This is a genomic window from Pseudarthrobacter sp. MDT1-22 (assembly GCF_054511035.1).
On the sequence record NZ_JBTNDK010000005.1, the window covers coordinates 144,817 to 158,709 of the forward strand.

Genomic DNA, 13,893 nt, shown 5'->3' on the forward strand with positions numbered 1-13,893 from the left:
AGAGTTGCAGATGAGGGTGTGTTTCCGCTCCTCGGTCCAGCCAGAGCTGATCGACGAATACCGGCGCCGGCATGCTGCCGTGTGGCCGGAGATGCTCCGTGCGTTGAGAGACGCCGGCTGGAACAACTACTCGCTGTTCCTGGGCGCGGACGGGCTCCTGGTGGGCTATGTCGAATGCGACGATTTCGACGCCGTCCGGGCGCGGATGGCGCTGACCGAGGTCAATGCCCGCTGGCAGGCCGAGATGGCCACATTGTTCGACAATCCGGGCCAGGCCCCCGACGAAGGTTTTCAGGTTCTTGACGAAGTCTTCAATCTTGACCACCAGCTCGCGGTGGCGGAGTCCACCCGCAGCTGACGCATTGGCCCCGTTGGCGGGCCGCAAGAACCACATCACTAAACACCACAGCACAACAGGCCACATCACTAAGGACCGGGAAGAAACCAACATGAATGACGTAGCAACGGCGCTGGGCAGGCTCGGGGAGCTTGCCATCGAGGTCCCCTCGTGGGCCTATGGAAATTCAGGCACGCGCTTTAAGGTGTTCGGCACGCCGGGCACGCCGCGGACGGTGCAGGAGAAGATCGCGGACGCCGCGAAGGTGCACGAGCTGACCGGCCTGGCCCCCACTGTGGCCCTGCATATTCCGTGGGACAAGGTGGATGACTACGCCGTCCTGAAGGAGTACGCGGCCGGCCTGGGCGTAGGCCTGGGCACCATCAACTCGAACACGTTCCAGGATGACGAGTACAAGTTCGGTTCCTTGACGTCGTCGAACGGGTCGGTGCGGCGCCGGGCCATCGCCCATCACCTTGAGTGCATCGAGATTATGCATGCCACGGGCTCGCAGGACCTGAAGGTCTGGCTGGCGGACGGCACGAACTACCCGGGCCAGGACGATCTTCGCGGACGCCAGGACCGGTTGGCCGAGTCGCTGCAGGAGATCTATGCGGGCCTGGGCGGGAACCAGCGGCTGGTCCTGGAGTACAAGTTCTTCGAGCCGGCTTTCTATCACACCGACGTTCCGGACTGGGGTACCTCCTACGCGCAGACCCTGGCGCTGGGCGATAAGGCGATGGTCTGCCTGGACACCGGCCACCACGCCCCGGGCACCAACATCGAGTTCATCGTGATGCAGCTGCTGCGCCTGGGCAAGCTGGGCTCCTTTGATTTCAACTCCCGCTTCTACGCCGACGATGACCTGATCGTGGGGGCCGCGGATCCGTTCCAGCTGTTCCGGATCATGTACGAGGTAATCCGTGGCGGCGGCTTCGGCAAGGATTCCGGTGTGGCGCTGATGCTGGATCAGTGCCACAACCTGGAGGAGAAGATCCCGGGCCAGATCCGCTCGGTCCTGAACGTCCAGGAGATGACGGCACGCGCCCTGCTGGTGGACACCGCAGCCCTGAGCGAGGCCCAGCGGTCCGGGGATGTCCTGGCCGCCAACGGCTTGTTCAACGACGCGTTCTACACGGACGTCCGGCCCATCCTGGCCGAATGGCGTGAATCCCGCGGGCTGCCCGCGGACCCGATGGCCGCCTTCAAGGCCAGCGGTTACCAGAAACAGATCAACGAGGACCGCGCAGGCGGCCAGCAAGCCGGATGGGGCGCCTAAGCAATGACTACGGGAATCAATAAGACAGTCCAGGACCTCATCAGCCGTTCCAACCGCCTGGGTGCGGACAAGCGGAACACCAACTTTGCCGGTGGCAACACCTCGGCCAAGGGCACGGAGAAGGACCCGGTCACGGGTGAGGATGTCCAGCTTTTGTGGGTCAAGGGCTCCGGAGGAGACCTCGGCACACTCAAAGCGGGGAACCTCGCGGTGCTGCGCCTGGACCGGCTGAACGCGCTGAGGAATGTCTACCCGGGCGTTGAGCGCGAAGACGAGATGGTGGCCGCGTTTGATTACTGCCTGCACGGCAAGGGCGGCGCCGCACCGTCGATCGATACCGCCATGCATGGCCTGGTGAACGCCGCGCACGTGGACCACCTGCACCCGGACTCCGGGATCGCCATCGCCACCGCGGTGGACGGCGAGACCCTGACCACCAAGATCTTCGGCAACAAGGTTCTCTGGGTTCCGTGGCGCCGGCCCGGTTTCCAGCTCGGCCTGGACATCGCCGCGATCAAGGACGCCAACCCGCAGGCCATCGGCACCATCCTCGGCGGGCACGGCATCACCGCCTGGGGCTCCACCAGCGAAGAAGCCGAGGCCAACTCGCTGTGGATCATTGAGCAGGCCGAGAAGTTCATCGAGGAGAACGGCAAAGCCGAACCCTTCGGTGCCAAGCTGGCCGGCTATGGCGCGCTCCCGGAAGCGGAAAGAAAAGCCAAGGCCGCCGCGCTGGCACCGGTGATCCGCGGCCTGGCCTCCACGGACAAACCGCAGCTGGGGCACGTCAGTGATGACGCCGTCGTGCTTGACTTCCTGGCAGCGGCCGAGCACCCGCGCCTGGGTGCCCTGGGCACCTCCTGCCCGGATCATTTCCTGCGCACCAAGGTCAAGCCGCTGATCCTGGACCTGCCTGCGGACGCCTCCATCGAGGACTCCATCGCCCGGCTGAAGGAACTCCACACTGCCTACCGCGAGGACTACCAGGCCTACTACGACCGCCACGCGGTACCGGATTCCCCGGCGCTGCGCGGCGCGGACCCGGCGATTGTGCTGGTCCCGGGTGTTGGCATGTTCTCCTACGGAGCGAACAAGCAGACCGCCCGTGTCGCCGGCGAGTTCTACCTCAACGCAATCAACGTGATGCGCGGCGCCGAGGCGATCTCCACCTACGCCCCGATCGAGGAATCCGAGAAGTTCCGGATCGAATACTGGTCCCTCGAGGAAGCCAAGCTCGCGCGCCTCCCGAAGCCGAAATCGCACGCCTCCCGCATCGCGCTGGTCACCGGCGCGGCGTCGGGCATCGGCAAGGCGATCGCCACCCGGCTGGCGTCCGACGGCGCGTGCGTAGTTATTGCCGACCTGAACCTGGAGAGCGCCCAGGCCGTCGCCGCGGAGTTGGGCGGCGCGGACGTCGCCATCGGCGTCCAGGCGGACGTGACCGACGAAGCGCAGATCGCAGCCGCGATCCAGGAGGCGGTGCTGGCGTTCGGTGGCCTGGACCTGGTGGTCAACAACGCCGGCCTGTCCATCTCCAAGCCGCTGCTCGAAACCACCGAGAAGGACTGGGACCTGCAGCACAACGTGATGGCCAAGGGCTCTTTCCTGGTTTCGAAGGCCGCGGCGAAGGTCATGATCGCCCAGGACATGGGCGGGGACATCATCTACATCTCCTCCAAGAACTCCGTGTTCGCGGGCCCGAACAACATCGCCTACTCGGCCACCAAGGCTGACCAGGCCCATCAGGTCCGGCTTCTCGCGGCCGAACTGGGCGAATACGGCATCCGCGTCAACGGCATCAACCCCGACGGTGTGGTCCGCGGCTCCGGCATCTTCGCCGGCGGCTGGGGCGCCAAGCGCGCTGCAGTCTACGGCGTGGACGAGCAGGAACTCGGCAAGTACTACGCCCAGCGCACGCTGCTCAAGCGCGAAGTCCTGCCTGAGCACGTGGCCAACGCCGCCGCGGTCCTCACCAGCAACGAACTGTCCCACACCACCGGCCTCCACATCCCCGTGGACGCCGGGGTGGCAGCAGCTTTCCTCCGATGAGCAGAACCGCATCCCATGCACAGGGCGGTGTCGACGGCGGCGGTACTTCCGCCCGCAGCGTGTTCGCCGCCGTCGACATCGGTGCCTCCTCCGGCCGGGTCATCCTTGGCCGGATCACCGGTTCCATCGTGGAGCTGGAAACGGTGCACCGTTTCCCCAACGGTGTGGTGGAGCTCGACGGCGGCCTCCGCTGGGATTTCGACGCCCTGTTCGCCGAGGTCCTCGCGGGCCTGAGCGCCGCCGCCACCGTGGCGGCCGTGCAGGGCGAGACCATCATGAGCATCGGGATCGACACCTGGGCGGTGGACTACGGCCTCGTCAACGCCGCCGGGGAGCTGACGGCGCAGCCGTTCAGCTACCGCGATGACCGCAGCCGCGCCGCCGTTGCGCCCGTGCACCGGAAACTGGACCCTGCCCGGCTTTACGGCACTACCGGGCTGCAGTTCCTGCAGTTCAACACCCTGTACCAGCTGGCCACGGAGCGGGATCTGGACGGTCTGCAGGCGCTGCTGATCCCGGACCTCATCGCATTCTTCCTGACGGAACAGCGCCGCACGGAATCCACCAACGCCTCAACCACAGGTCTGTTTGACGCCGTCGCGGGGGAGTGGGCCTCCGAGTTCCTCACCGCCCTGGGCCTGCCCAAAGACCTGTTCCCGCCGCTGATCGAGCCCGGCGAAACCGTAGGCACGCTGCTGCCGGAGATCGCGTCCAGGGTGGGTCTGCCGGCCGGCACCAAGGTGGTGGCCGTCGGCTCGCACGACACCGCCTCCGCCGTCGCCGCCGTCCCGTCTGAGAAAGAGAATTTCGCGTACATCTCCTCGGGCACCTGGTCTCTGGTGGGGCTGGAACTGGATCAGCCGGTCCTGACCGAGGCCAGCAGGGCAGCGAACTTCACCAACGAGCGCGGCGTGGACGGCACTATCCGCTACCTGAGGAACATGGGCGGGCTATGGCTGCTCAGCGAATGCCAGCGGACCTGGGCCGCGGAGGGCTTCATCCCGGAACTCGCTGATCTGCTGGCCGCCGCAGCGGCGTTGCCTCCGGGTGGCCCGCAGATCAATCCGGACGATTCCGCCTTCATCGCCCCGGACAACATGCCGGAGCGCATCCGCGCCACAGTCCGCCACACCGGGGAACAACTGCCTGATGACCCCGCGGCCATCACCCGCTGCATCATGGACAGTCTCGCCACGGGCTACGCGCGCACCATCGCGGACGCCGAACGCCTGGCAGACCGCACCGTGGACATCGTCCACATCGTGGGCGGCGGATCCCAAAACAGACTCCTCTGCCAACTCACGGCCGACACCACCGGCAAAAAAGTGGTGGCCGGGCCGGTGGAAGCGACCGCCCTCGGGAATGTCCTGGTCCAGGCCCGTGCTGCCGGGCACGTCAGCGGGGGGCTCACGGAACTGCGCCGACTGGTGGTGTCTTCGCACGAGCTGCAGACGTTCACGCCGCAGCTTTCGCGGCTGTAGCACCCGCCACCCAGCAGCACCTATCAAGCGCGACAGGACCGGACAGCAGCATGCCCCTATTCGACCTTTCCCTTGACCAGCTCCGCGGCTACACCTCGAGGGTCACGCCGCCCGCCGATCTGCAGGACTTTTGGGACGCCACGCTCGACGAGGCCCGGACGTTCCCGCTCAACGCAATGTTCGGGCCGGTCGAGAACCACCTGTCGGTCATCGACACCTTCGACGTGACGTTCGCCGGCTACGGCGGCGCACCGATCAGGGGCTGGCTGCACCTCCCGGCGAACCGGCGCGCCAGAAGCCGGCTGCCCGTCGTTGTCCAGTACATCGGTTACTCGGGCGGCCGCGGCCTCGTCAACCAGGACACCAAATGGGCGCAGGCCGGCTATGCGCAGTTCATCATGGACACGCGCGGCCAGGGCTATGGCGGGATCCTCGGCGAGACGGCGGATCCCCACCCGTCCGCGGGCGAGGTGGCCTACGCGGGGCTGATGACCAGGGGCGCCGGCAGCCGCGAGGACTACTACTACCGCCGCGTGTACGTGGACGCGTTCCGTGCGGTGGAAGCGGCGCAGTCCCACCCCGAGGTGGATCCTTCGCGCGTGGTCCTGGCCGGAATCAGCCAGGGTGGCGGCATTGTGGTGGCGGTTGCGGGGCTGGTGGCGGGAAGGCTCGACGGCGTCATCGCCGCGCTGCCCGACGTCCCCTTCCTGCAGGACTTCCCCCGGTCGATCGACATCGCTGCCCGCGGCCCCTATCCGGAAATCGCGGCGTTCCTGGGCAGGCACCGGGACCGGTACGAGCCGATGCTCGCGGTCCTGAACAATTTCGACGGCGTCAACCTCGCCCGGGCGGCCACCGCACCTGCTCTGTACTCGGTGGCGCAGATGGACGATGTCTGCCCGCCATCCACCGTGTTCGCCAGCTTCAACGCCTACGGCAGCGGCTCCGCGGCACAAAAGGACATCGCGGTCTACCGGTTCAACAACCACGAGGGCGGCCAGGAGCACCACTGGATCAGGCAGCTGCAGTACCTCCGCGAGCTCCTGGCCTGACACCCAAGTGACCAAGTAGGTAGCGCCATCTGTCGTTTTGGACGCTCAAAACGACAGATAGCGCTACTCAGTTGGGGGACGAGGCGACTGACTTAAGCCCGGATTTCCATGTGTGACGGCCGTGATTTTGCGGCGGTCGCAGCCCGCGGTTATGGTTTGCCTATGACAAACCGTTGGTATGCGTATTTTTCGTTGGCTCTGGAGGAGCCCGCGTCTAACTGACACGCATCCATCTTCCTTCAGAGCCAACAGGGCAGAGATCATTCTCTGCCCTTCGCCATTTCTCCGGCGGGTTCTGATCTGGGCCCGCTTCCTATCTGGAACAGGACCCGAACATGAGCACCGCGACAGCCACTCCCTCAAAATCCACGTCCAATCTGCGCGTCAGCGAATTCACGCCGCTGCCCACGCCCCAGGAGCTCATCGCCGAGCTGCCCCTGGATGCCCGGGTGACAGACGTCGTCGAGCGTGGCCGCGACGAAGTCCGGGCCATCATGGACGGCGTGGATGACAGGCTGCTGGTCATCGTGGGCCCGTGCTCCATCCACGATCCCAAGGCTGGACTGGAATACGCCCGCCGCCTGGTCAGCCAGGCCGAGAAGCACCGTGGCGACCTCCTGATCGTGATGCGCACCTACTTCGAAAAGCCCCGCACGACGGTGGGCTGGAAGGGCCTGATCAACGATCCTCGCCTGGACGGCAGCCATGACATGGTCACCGGGCTCCGGACCGCCAGGGAATTCCTGCAGCAGGTCACCGCGCTGGGACTGCCCACCGCCACCGAATTCCTGGAACCCATCAGCCCCCAGTACATGGCGGACCTCATCTCGTGGGGAGCCATCGGGGCGCGCACCACCGAGAGCCAGATCCACCGCCAGCTTGCCTCCGGTCTCTCCATGCCCATCGGCTTCAAGAACGGGACCGACGGCGACCTCCAGGTTGCGCTCGACGCGTGCGGCGCCGCCGCTGCCGCCCAAGCATTCCTGGGGATCGACGGCGATGGCCGGGCCGCGCTGGTGGCCACTGCCGGGAACCCGGACACCCACGTCATCCTCCGAGGTGGACGGAAGGGCCCCAATTACTCAGCGGCCGACGTCGAAAGCGCCTCCGCCAAGCTCGCCGGCAAGGGGCTCAACCCCCGGCTGATCGTGGACGCCAGCCACGCCAACAGCGGCAAGAGCCACCACCGGCAGGCGGAAGTGGCGCTGGAAATCGGCGCACAGCTGGAGGACGGCGGCGAGGCGGCACAGGCCATCGCGGGTGTCATGCTGGAGAGCTTCCTGGTGGGCGGAGCCCAGAACCTGGATGTCACCGAGCATGCGGCGGGCCGGGCGGAACTGGTCTACGGGCAGAGTGTCACGGACGCGTGCATGGATTGGGACGTCTCCGTTTCGGTCCTCGATCAGCTCGCGGCGTCCGCCCGGAAGCGCCGGACCGCTTAATGATTGCCCGGATGACTTTCACTACAGCCCCATGAACCTCTAGAGTATCTAACACATGGTTGGTGGATGGCTCAGCATCGGCACACCGAAATATGAATCAAAGCTGGGGTACTGTCGTCATCCATCAGCAAAGGAATAGGGAAATGTCCGCAGAACAGAACTTCTCGAACGCGAAGTTCCTGACCGTGGCCGAAGTGGCCGAGGTCATGCGCGTCTCCAAAATGACCGTCTATCGGCTGGTCCACTCCGGCGAAATGCCCGCCGTGCGTTTCGGCCGGTCGTACCGGGTGCCGGAGAGCGCCGTCGAGCAGTACCTCAAGGGTGCTGTGGTGGACGGGCACTCCGAAACCGCCTGAGCATTACCTGCGGTCAGTGGGCATCGCCAAGAAGCGGTACCCTGTTAAGGAACGTTTTACGTCATTGTAAGAATCTGTCAGTTGTTTCAGTCTGTAGCTCTGTCCACGGACCATTTCCATCAGACAGGTACTGCATCTAGTTTGTGAGGAACTTTCGTGGGTTCAGTTATTAAGAAGCGTCGCAAGCGTATGGCCAAGAAGAAGCACCGCAAGTTGCTTCGTAAGACCCGTCACCAGCGCCGCAATAAGAAGTAGAGATACTTCGACAAGCGTGAAATGCCCGTTGCCTATCCGGCAGCGGGCATTTTTTGTCTCCGCGAGGTCGCCATCGACGTTTCACCGTCGCTTAGCGTTCAGCCTTTCCCAACCCTCGCAAGCTCGGGCCGGGACCCGCGGGCTTTCACTTCCGCCGATAGGCGGTCCGGCGGTCGCTGGGCGACCTCTGTCCCGCGATCGACGGCGATGCGCTCCTACGCGAAACATCGACGGCGACCGCTGTGGCGGCAGCTTATGCCCGGGGGCCGCGCATCCGGGAGTATCCGCGCCAGAGCCCGTAGACGGCGCCGCCGGCCGTTGCTGCCTTGAGCCCCAGGGTGGCGGCGCGGCGGCCGGAACGGAAGTCGTAGACCGGCCAGTTGTTGTCCCGCGCGTGGCGGCGGAGCCTGGCATCAGGGTTGATGGCTACCGGGTGCCCCACGAGGGTCAGCAGCGGGATGTCATTATATGAGTCGCTGTAGGCCCAGCACCGCTTGAGGTCCAGGCCTTCGGCGTGGGCCAGGGCCTGCACTGCCACTGCCTTGGCGGAACCGTGCAGGATGTCGCCCACCAGCCGGCCGGTGTACATGCCGTCGGCAACCTCGCCCACGGTGCCCAAGGCTCCGGTCAGGCCGAGCCTGGTGGAAATGACCGCGGCAACCTCGATGGGGGTTGCGGTAACCAGCCAGACCCGCCGGCCCACGCGCAGGTGCTGCTGCGCCAGTGCCTTGGCGCCGGGCCAGATCCTGGACGCGATCATTTCGTCGTAGACCTCTTCGCCCAGGGCCTTGACGTCTTCCACGGTGATGCCCTCGGCGAGGGTGAGGGCGGAGTCGCGGACAGCGTGGACATCGTCCATGTTCTCGCCGCGCGCCACAAATTTGAACTGCTTCCATGCGAACCCCGCAGCCTGCGTCAGGGTGAAGGCGCCGCGTTGGTGCATCTTGCGGGCAACATGGAAGAGGCTGGCGCCTTTCATGAGGGTGTTATCGACGTCGAAGAAGGCGGCTTCGCCGGTCTGCATCAACGCATCCGGCTGGGTCACCACAGCGACGTACTTCTCCTCGGGCATGTCCACGAGTCTAGTCAATACTCGGTGACCAAGATTTCAGTGCCAGCGCGAGTGCCAGCGCTCGCCCGGATACCCGCGTCGCCGTACGCCCCGCCGTCGGCCGCTGTCCTCTGCCCAGCTCTCTGCCCTGAAGGGCGATACGGTTAAGGCATGGCAAAACCCGAGGTAGTCCTCATCACCAAAGCAGACTGTCACCTGTGTGCAGGAGCGCGCGACGCCGTCGGACGCGTTACTGCCTCGCTGGGACTCGGGTGGACGGAACAGCAGGTGGACGAGCTGCCGGAACTGCGTGAGCGGTACGCGGAGGAAATCCCCGTAGTCCTGGTGGATGGAATCCAACGCGATTTCTGGAAGATCGACGAAGCCCGGCTGGAGCGCGTCCTCAAACGCGCCATGGCCCAATCGGAAAGCGGCCTCGCAGAATGACACCGGCTTTGTTGGCACCAGCGGCGGGGCTCTAGAGTGGAGTCACGACGCGATGGGATGGAGGGGATAGTGACTTCACTGGATCCATCTCCCCATGCTGTCCAAGGTACAGAGGCTGGCCACAGTACACAGCCCGTCCACGGTGCCGAGTCCACCAAACAAATACCGCCCGCAGCGGTGGCCCGGCTGACCATCTACCTGCGCGCCCTTAACACGCTGCTGTCCGACGGCGTCGAACGGGTATCTTCGGAATCGCTGGCGGAAGCGTCAGGAGTGAGCTCGTCAACCCTTCGCAAGGACCTTTCCTATGTGGGTTCCTACGGCACGCGCGGAGTGGGCTACGAAGTGCAGTACCTGAGCCGTCACATCTCCGCAGCCCTAGGGCTGACCCACGACTGGAAGGTCGCCATTGTTGGCGCGGGTAACCTCGGCAAGGCCCTGGCCCGTTACGGCGGCTTCGAGTCCCGCGGGTTTGACGTCGTGGCAATTTTCGACGCCGACCAGATGGTGGTGGGCAATGAAGTCGGCTGGCTGCGCGTCAGCGACGCTGCGGACATGGAGGCCGTGTTGCAGCGGACGGGCGCCAACATGGTGGTCCTGGCACTTCCGGCCCACGTGGCGCAGGCCGTGTGCGACCGCGTGGTGGCGGCCGGCGTCCGCAGCATCCTGAGCTTCGCCCCCGTTATGCTGCAAGTCCCCGAGGGCGTCAACCTCCGCAAGGTGGATATGGCCACCGAACTGCAGATCCTCGCCTATCACGCACAACGGGCGCAGACCCCGGACCAGACCGCCTAGTTCGTCGGCGGCTGATGGGGCCCACGTCCGTTAGGGTGTGGATGCGACTCGTTGGTACTACTGCCCGTAGGGGTTGCCAGGCGTGGTGCCCGGGGCGCCGTACGGGTTAGCGAACGGCTGCTGCTTGCGGAAGTAAGGTGCCGCGGCCGGCAGGTAGAGCAGCACGATCGCTGCGATCCCGGCCAGCGTCCCCACGGTTCCAAGGCTCGGTGGTCCGAAGAGGCCGAAAATGGACAGTGCCGCGAAAACGGTACCGAGGATGCGGGCCCAGTTCTTGCCCTTACGGACGAAGAACGCCACCAGCGCGTACAGCCCAGCGCCGATGATGGCGAAGACCACGAGCGACCCGGCGAGGACACCCTTGAAATCGTCAAAGGCAAACTCCGTGCCGGTAGCGCCACCGCTGCGCATGGCGTCTTCGAAGGCGCGGCGCATCGCCGGGTCATCGAGCATGCCAATGCCCATCAGCAGGCTGATGACATACACAACACCCGCGCCAATCAGCAGCCAGAACGAGATGTTGACCAGCTGGGGAACCCCGTTGGATCCCGTGGCCTGCGGCTGCTCGGACGGGTACTGCGTGTAAGGGGACTGCCCGTACGGCTGTTGACCATAAGGCGGAGGCGTGGGCTGGCCGAACTGCGGCGGGTTGTTCTGGCCATACTGCGGGGCGTTTTGCCCGTACTGCGGTCCGTTTTGCCCGTACTGGGGTGCCGGGGGAGTCTGCTGGCCATACTGCGGTGCGTTTTGCCCGTACTGGGGCGCCGGCGGTGTGGGCTGCCCGAACTGCGGGCTGTTCTCGCCGTATCGGGGCGCTGGCGGCTGGTTGCCGGGCTCGGGCTCGTTCGGAACGGGAGGCGGGACAGGCGTGCTCATGAGCGGTCCTTTGCAGGTCGGATGTCAGTTCGGCTGCTGGGTGCAGTCCAACTGGCCTGCCCCCAGTACGGCATACTTCCCACCGTACCCCCGGCGGGTGCCGCGGGGGATCATTCCGGAGAGGTATTCCCACAGAACTCAGCGGGGGTCGCGCAAGACTGTGTTTCTACTGGATCCGGTCTACGCGCGGCCCTTGGCGGCGTTGAACCAGGCCTGCGAGTTCGGCAGCCACATGAGCACCGTTGCCGCGGCGCTGATGAGGAAGCCCAGCCAGTTGTTGCCGATGCCTTGGCCCATGCCGCCGCCGCCCACGCTGCCGCCAAGCACGGCGAGCACCAGCGAAACGCCGGCCACGATGGTCAGCGCAAGTCTTGCCCATTCCTTGCCCTCCTTCATCTTCAGGACCAGGACAATCTGGGCCGCCGCCAGGGCCAGTGCCACCAGGACGAGCAGGAGGACCACAACGGCCAGCCCGGGTGCCACGACGAACAACGCCAGCGAACCCAACACGCCGAACAGGCCGCCAAGGACTCCCAGCATGCCGCCGATGAGCCAGATCCAGTACGAGACCTTGAGCTCGGTGGGCAGCCCGGTCACGCTGAACATGCCGGAGAACCCGGCCTTGGGCATAACGTCGTTGAAGTTGCGGGGGCCGTCGGTTGGCATCTCAAAACGGAGGCCGCCCGGCTGGCCCGGCTGGTTGTATGGCTGGCCGGGCTGCGGGTAGGCCTGGCCCGGCGCGGGATAAGCCTGGCCCGGCTGCGGGTAGGCGGGTGGCGGCTGGTAGCCGGCCGGAGGAACGTTCCGGGCAGGAGGAACGTGGCCGGCAGGCGGCTGAGTGGCAGGCGGCTGAGTGACGGGCGGCTGGGCGCCGGGTTGCTCGGCGTCGGGCTGCTGGGGCTGCTGGGGCTGCGGTACTTCACTGTTGCTCATGGGTCACACTGTAGACCGCGGATCCGCCGGTATCTAGGGGATAAAACAAAGCACCCCGGCCGCCAGATTCCGGGGAAACATGGCGGCCGGGGTGCTTCAGGAAGAAAACTATGCTGCGGGTGCGATGAACGCGAGCTCCAGGTTGACGGCAACCTTGTCGCTGACCAGCACGCCGCCGGCTTCCAGCACGGCGTTCCAGGTCAGGCCGAAGTCCTTGCGGCTGATGGTGGTTTCGGCGGAGACGCCGGCGCGGGTCATGCCGAACGGGTCCACGGCCACGCCGTTGAACTCGGTCTCAAGGGCAACGGGGCGGGTGACGCCCTTGATGGTGAGGTCCCCGGTCAGCTCGTAGCTGTTGCCCTTGGCCACGAGGCTGTTGGAGACGAAGGAGATTTCCGGGAAGGCCTCGACGTCGAAGAAGTCTTCGCCGCGGACGTGGCCGTCGCGGTTGACATCGCCGGAGTCGAAGCTGGCGGTCTGGATGGTGGCGCTGATTTTGGAATCGGCCACGTTGTCGGCGAGGTCCAGGGTTGCCACGGCATCCTTGAACTGGCCGCGGACCTTGCTGATGCCTGCGTGCCGGACGGTGAAGGCGATCTCGCTGTGCGAGTTGTCGAGGGTCCAGGTGCCGGTGGTGACGTCTGCGGGAAGAGTCATGGTGTTTCTCCTTGGGTTTGTCGGGTGGTACGTCCGGATAGCTTGACGCTTCATCTGTTGAATCCTCAACTATCCGCTGCATCCAGTATAAACATGCATTTGCATGTTTTGTTCCCCGTTCCGGAACATTTTTCCAAAAGTTTGAGTTCTACTGGATGTAGAAGATTTCGGATAGCACGCCATCTTTGAGAAACTGGTAAACATGCCCCAATCCACTGTCCATCTGCTCCGCCACGGCGAGGTCCACAATCCTGACCGCGTTCTGTACGGCAGGCTGCCCGAATTCCACCTCTCCGAGCTGGGCCGCGAAATGGCGCAGATGCTCGCCGCCCACTTCGCCGAACGTGCCGCGCGCGGGGCAAGGATCGTCTATCTCGCGGCGTCGCCGCTGGTCAGGGCGCAGGAAACAGCGGCCCCCACGGCGGAGGCGCTTGGTCTGGAACTCCACACGGACAGCCGCATCATTGAAGCGGAAAACTACTTCCAGGGCATGAAGGTCACCAAGGCCGAGCTCCGGAAGCCCAAGCACTGGCCCCACCTGGTCAACCCGTTCCGGCCGTCCTGGGGCGAACCGTACAAGGCACAGGCCGCGCGCGTCATGTCAGCTGTTGAGGACGTCCGGCTCCGGGCCATCGAACTGGCCGCCGGGGACTACGGAACCGATGGCCCGGAAGCCATCATGGTCAGCCACCAGCTCCCCATCTGGGCCACCCGCCTCAGTGCCGAAGGCAGGCCGCTGTGGCATGACCCGCGCAAACGCGAGTGCACGCTGACGTCCATCACCTCCCTGGTGTTCGACGACGACGGCTCGCTCCTGCGCGTTGAGTACAGTGAGCCCGCTGCCGTACTTCTTCCCGGTGCCGCCAGCACCCCCGGAGCCTGA

15 protein-coding genes are annotated in these 13,893 nt (G+C 65.4%); 11 read left to right on the forward strand and 4 right to left on the reverse strand.

The window, feature by feature from the left end:
• Window positions 1-10: 10 nt before the first annotated feature.
• The 8 genes from ACX80M_RS06285 to ACX80M_RS06320 all read left to right on the forward strand — a co-directional run bounded on the left by ACX80M_RS06285 (window position 11) and on the right by ACX80M_RS06320 (window position 8,251).
• Window positions 11-358 (forward strand): L-rhamnose mutarotase, encoded by a 348-nt coding sequence (locus ACX80M_RS06285; RefSeq protein WP_252610646.1) that lies wholly within the window; start codon window positions 11-13, stop codon window positions 356-358.
• Between the two features lie 91 nt (window positions 359-449).
• A complete protein-coding gene (gene rhaI, locus ACX80M_RS06290) occupies window positions 450-1,616 on the forward strand; it encodes an L-rhamnose isomerase (RefSeq protein WP_252610643.1) in 1,167 nt (388 codons plus the stop codon).
• 3 nt (window positions 1,617-1,619) lie between these two features.
• Entirely contained in the window at window positions 1,620-3,665 is a 2,046-nt protein-coding gene (locus tag ACX80M_RS06295; RefSeq protein WP_459309261.1) for a bifunctional aldolase/short-chain dehydrogenase, read from the forward strand.
• The gene (locus ACX80M_RS06300) at window positions 3,662-5,146 is read left to right on the forward strand and encodes a rhamnulokinase (protein WP_252610639.1); all 1,485 of its coding nucleotides are present in this window, start codon (window positions 3,662-3,664) and stop codon (window positions 5,144-5,146) included. Before ACX80M_RS06295 ends, ACX80M_RS06300 begins: the two co-directional genes overlap by 4 nt.
• Before the next feature lie 50 nt (window positions 5,147-5,196).
• Window positions 5,197-6,198 carry an acetylxylan esterase gene (locus tag ACX80M_RS06305; protein ID WP_459309262.1) on the forward strand — a complete coding sequence of 334 codons (1,002 nt, stop codon included), beginning with the start codon at window positions 5,197-5,199 and terminating at the stop codon, window positions 6,196-6,198.
• 335 nt (window positions 6,199-6,533) lie between these two features.
• Window positions 6,534-7,640 (forward strand): 3-deoxy-7-phosphoheptulonate synthase, encoded by a 1,107-nt coding sequence (locus ACX80M_RS06310; protein WP_252610635.1) that lies wholly within the window; start codon window positions 6,534-6,536, stop codon window positions 7,638-7,640.
• 143 nt (window positions 7,641-7,783) lie between these two features.
• The gene (locus tag ACX80M_RS06315; protein WP_058931377.1) at window positions 7,784-7,996 is read left to right on the forward strand and encodes a helix-turn-helix domain-containing protein; all 213 of its coding nucleotides are present in this window, start codon (window positions 7,784-7,786) and stop codon (window positions 7,994-7,996) included.
• Window positions 7,997-8,152: 156 nt separating this feature from the next.
• Window positions 8,153-8,251, forward strand: coding sequence for a 30S ribosomal protein bS22 (locus ACX80M_RS06320; protein WP_003792170.1), 99 nt, complete (start codon window positions 8,153-8,155; stop codon window positions 8,249-8,251).
• A gap of 253 nt (window positions 8,252-8,504) precedes the next feature.
• On the opposite strand, the gene ACX80M_RS06325 is transcribed toward ACX80M_RS06320, so the two are convergent.
• Entirely contained in the window at window positions 8,505-9,323 is an 819-nt protein-coding gene (locus ACX80M_RS06325; RefSeq protein ID WP_252599876.1) for an HAD family hydrolase, read from the reverse strand.
• Between the two features lie 150 nt (window positions 9,324-9,473).
• Here ACX80M_RS06325 and ACX80M_RS06330 point away from each other — a divergent pair, with 150 nt between their 5' ends.
• Entirely contained in the window at window positions 9,474-9,749 is a 276-nt protein-coding gene (locus ACX80M_RS06330) for a glutaredoxin family protein (protein WP_252599877.1), read from the forward strand.
• A gap of 69 nt (window positions 9,750-9,818) precedes the next feature.
• On the forward strand, window positions 9,819-10,544 hold the full coding sequence (locus ACX80M_RS06335; RefSeq protein WP_374209912.1) for a redox-sensing transcriptional repressor Rex: 726 nt from the start codon (window positions 9,819-9,821) through the stop codon (window positions 10,542-10,544).
• A gap of 57 nt (window positions 10,545-10,601) precedes the next feature.
• Here ACX80M_RS06335 and ACX80M_RS06340 read toward each other — a convergent pair whose 3' ends face one another.
• The 3 genes from ACX80M_RS06340 to ACX80M_RS06350 all read right to left on the reverse strand — a co-directional run bounded on the left by ACX80M_RS06340 (window position 10,602) and on the right by ACX80M_RS06350 (window position 13,010).
• On the reverse strand, window positions 10,602-11,420 hold the full coding sequence (locus tag ACX80M_RS06340; protein ID WP_252599879.1) for a hypothetical protein: 819 nt from the start codon (window positions 11,418-11,420) through the stop codon (window positions 10,602-10,604).
• 180 nt (window positions 11,421-11,600) lie between these two features.
• A complete protein-coding gene (locus ACX80M_RS06345) occupies window positions 11,601-12,353 on the reverse strand; it encodes a hypothetical protein (protein WP_459309263.1) in 753 nt (250 codons plus the stop codon).
• Window positions 12,354-12,461: 108 nt separating this feature from the next.
• Entirely contained in the window at window positions 12,462-13,010 is a 549-nt protein-coding gene (locus tag ACX80M_RS06350; RefSeq protein ID WP_252599881.1) for a YceI family protein, read from the reverse strand.
• Between the two features lie 202 nt (window positions 13,011-13,212).
• Here ACX80M_RS06350 and ACX80M_RS06355 point away from each other — a divergent pair, with 202 nt between their 5' ends.
• On the forward strand, window positions 13,213-13,893 hold the full coding sequence (locus ACX80M_RS06355; RefSeq protein WP_252610629.1) for a histidine phosphatase family protein: 681 nt from the start codon (window positions 13,213-13,215) through the stop codon (window positions 13,891-13,893).

What these genes read in the sequence shown, in the direction of transcription:
- ACX80M_RS06285 (WP_252610646.1), top strand. Translation starts at nt 11, where the DNA reads ATGAGGGTGTGTTTCCGCTCCTCGGTCCAGCCAGAGCTGATCGACGAA.
- rhaI (WP_252610643.1), top strand. Translation starts at nt 450, where the DNA reads ATGAATGACGTAGCAACGGCGCTGGGCAGGCTCGGGGAGCTTGCCATC.
- ACX80M_RS06295 (WP_459309261.1), top strand. Translation starts at nt 1,620, where the DNA reads ATGACTACGGGAATCAATAAGACAGTCCAGGACCTCATCAGCCGTTCC.
- ACX80M_RS06300 (WP_252610639.1), top strand. Translation starts at nt 3,662, where the DNA reads ATGAGCAGAACCGCATCCCATGCACAGGGCGGTGTCGACGGCGGCGGT.
- ACX80M_RS06305 (WP_459309262.1), top strand. Translation starts at nt 5,197, where the DNA reads ATGCCCCTATTCGACCTTTCCCTTGACCAGCTCCGCGGCTACACCTCG.
- ACX80M_RS06310 (WP_252610635.1), top strand. Translation starts at nt 6,534, where the DNA reads ATGAGCACCGCGACAGCCACTCCCTCAAAATCCACGTCCAATCTGCGC.
- ACX80M_RS06315 (WP_058931377.1), top strand. Translation starts at nt 7,784, where the DNA reads ATGTCCGCAGAACAGAACTTCTCGAACGCGAAGTTCCTGACCGTGGCC.
- ACX80M_RS06325 (WP_252599876.1), bottom strand. Translation starts at nt 9,323, where the DNA reads ATGCCCGAGGAGAAGTACGTCGCTGTGGTGACCCAGCCGGATGCGTTG.
- ACX80M_RS06330 (WP_252599877.1), top strand. Translation starts at nt 9,474, where the DNA reads ATGGCAAAACCCGAGGTAGTCCTCATCACCAAAGCAGACTGTCACCTG.
- ACX80M_RS06340 (WP_252599879.1), bottom strand. Translation starts at nt 11,420, where the DNA reads ATGAGCACGCCTGTCCCGCCTCCCGTTCCGAACGAGCCCGAGCCCGGC.
- ACX80M_RS06345 (WP_459309263.1), bottom strand. Translation starts at nt 12,353, where the DNA reads ATGAGCAACAGTGAAGTACCGCAGCCCCAGCAGCCCCAGCAGCCCGAC.
- ACX80M_RS06350 (WP_252599881.1), bottom strand. Translation starts at nt 13,010, where the DNA reads ATGACTCTTCCCGCAGACGTCACCACCGGCACCTGGACCCTCGACAAC.
- ACX80M_RS06355 (WP_252610629.1), top strand. Translation starts at nt 13,213, where the DNA reads ATGCCCCAATCCACTGTCCATCTGCTCCGCCACGGCGAGGTCCACAAT.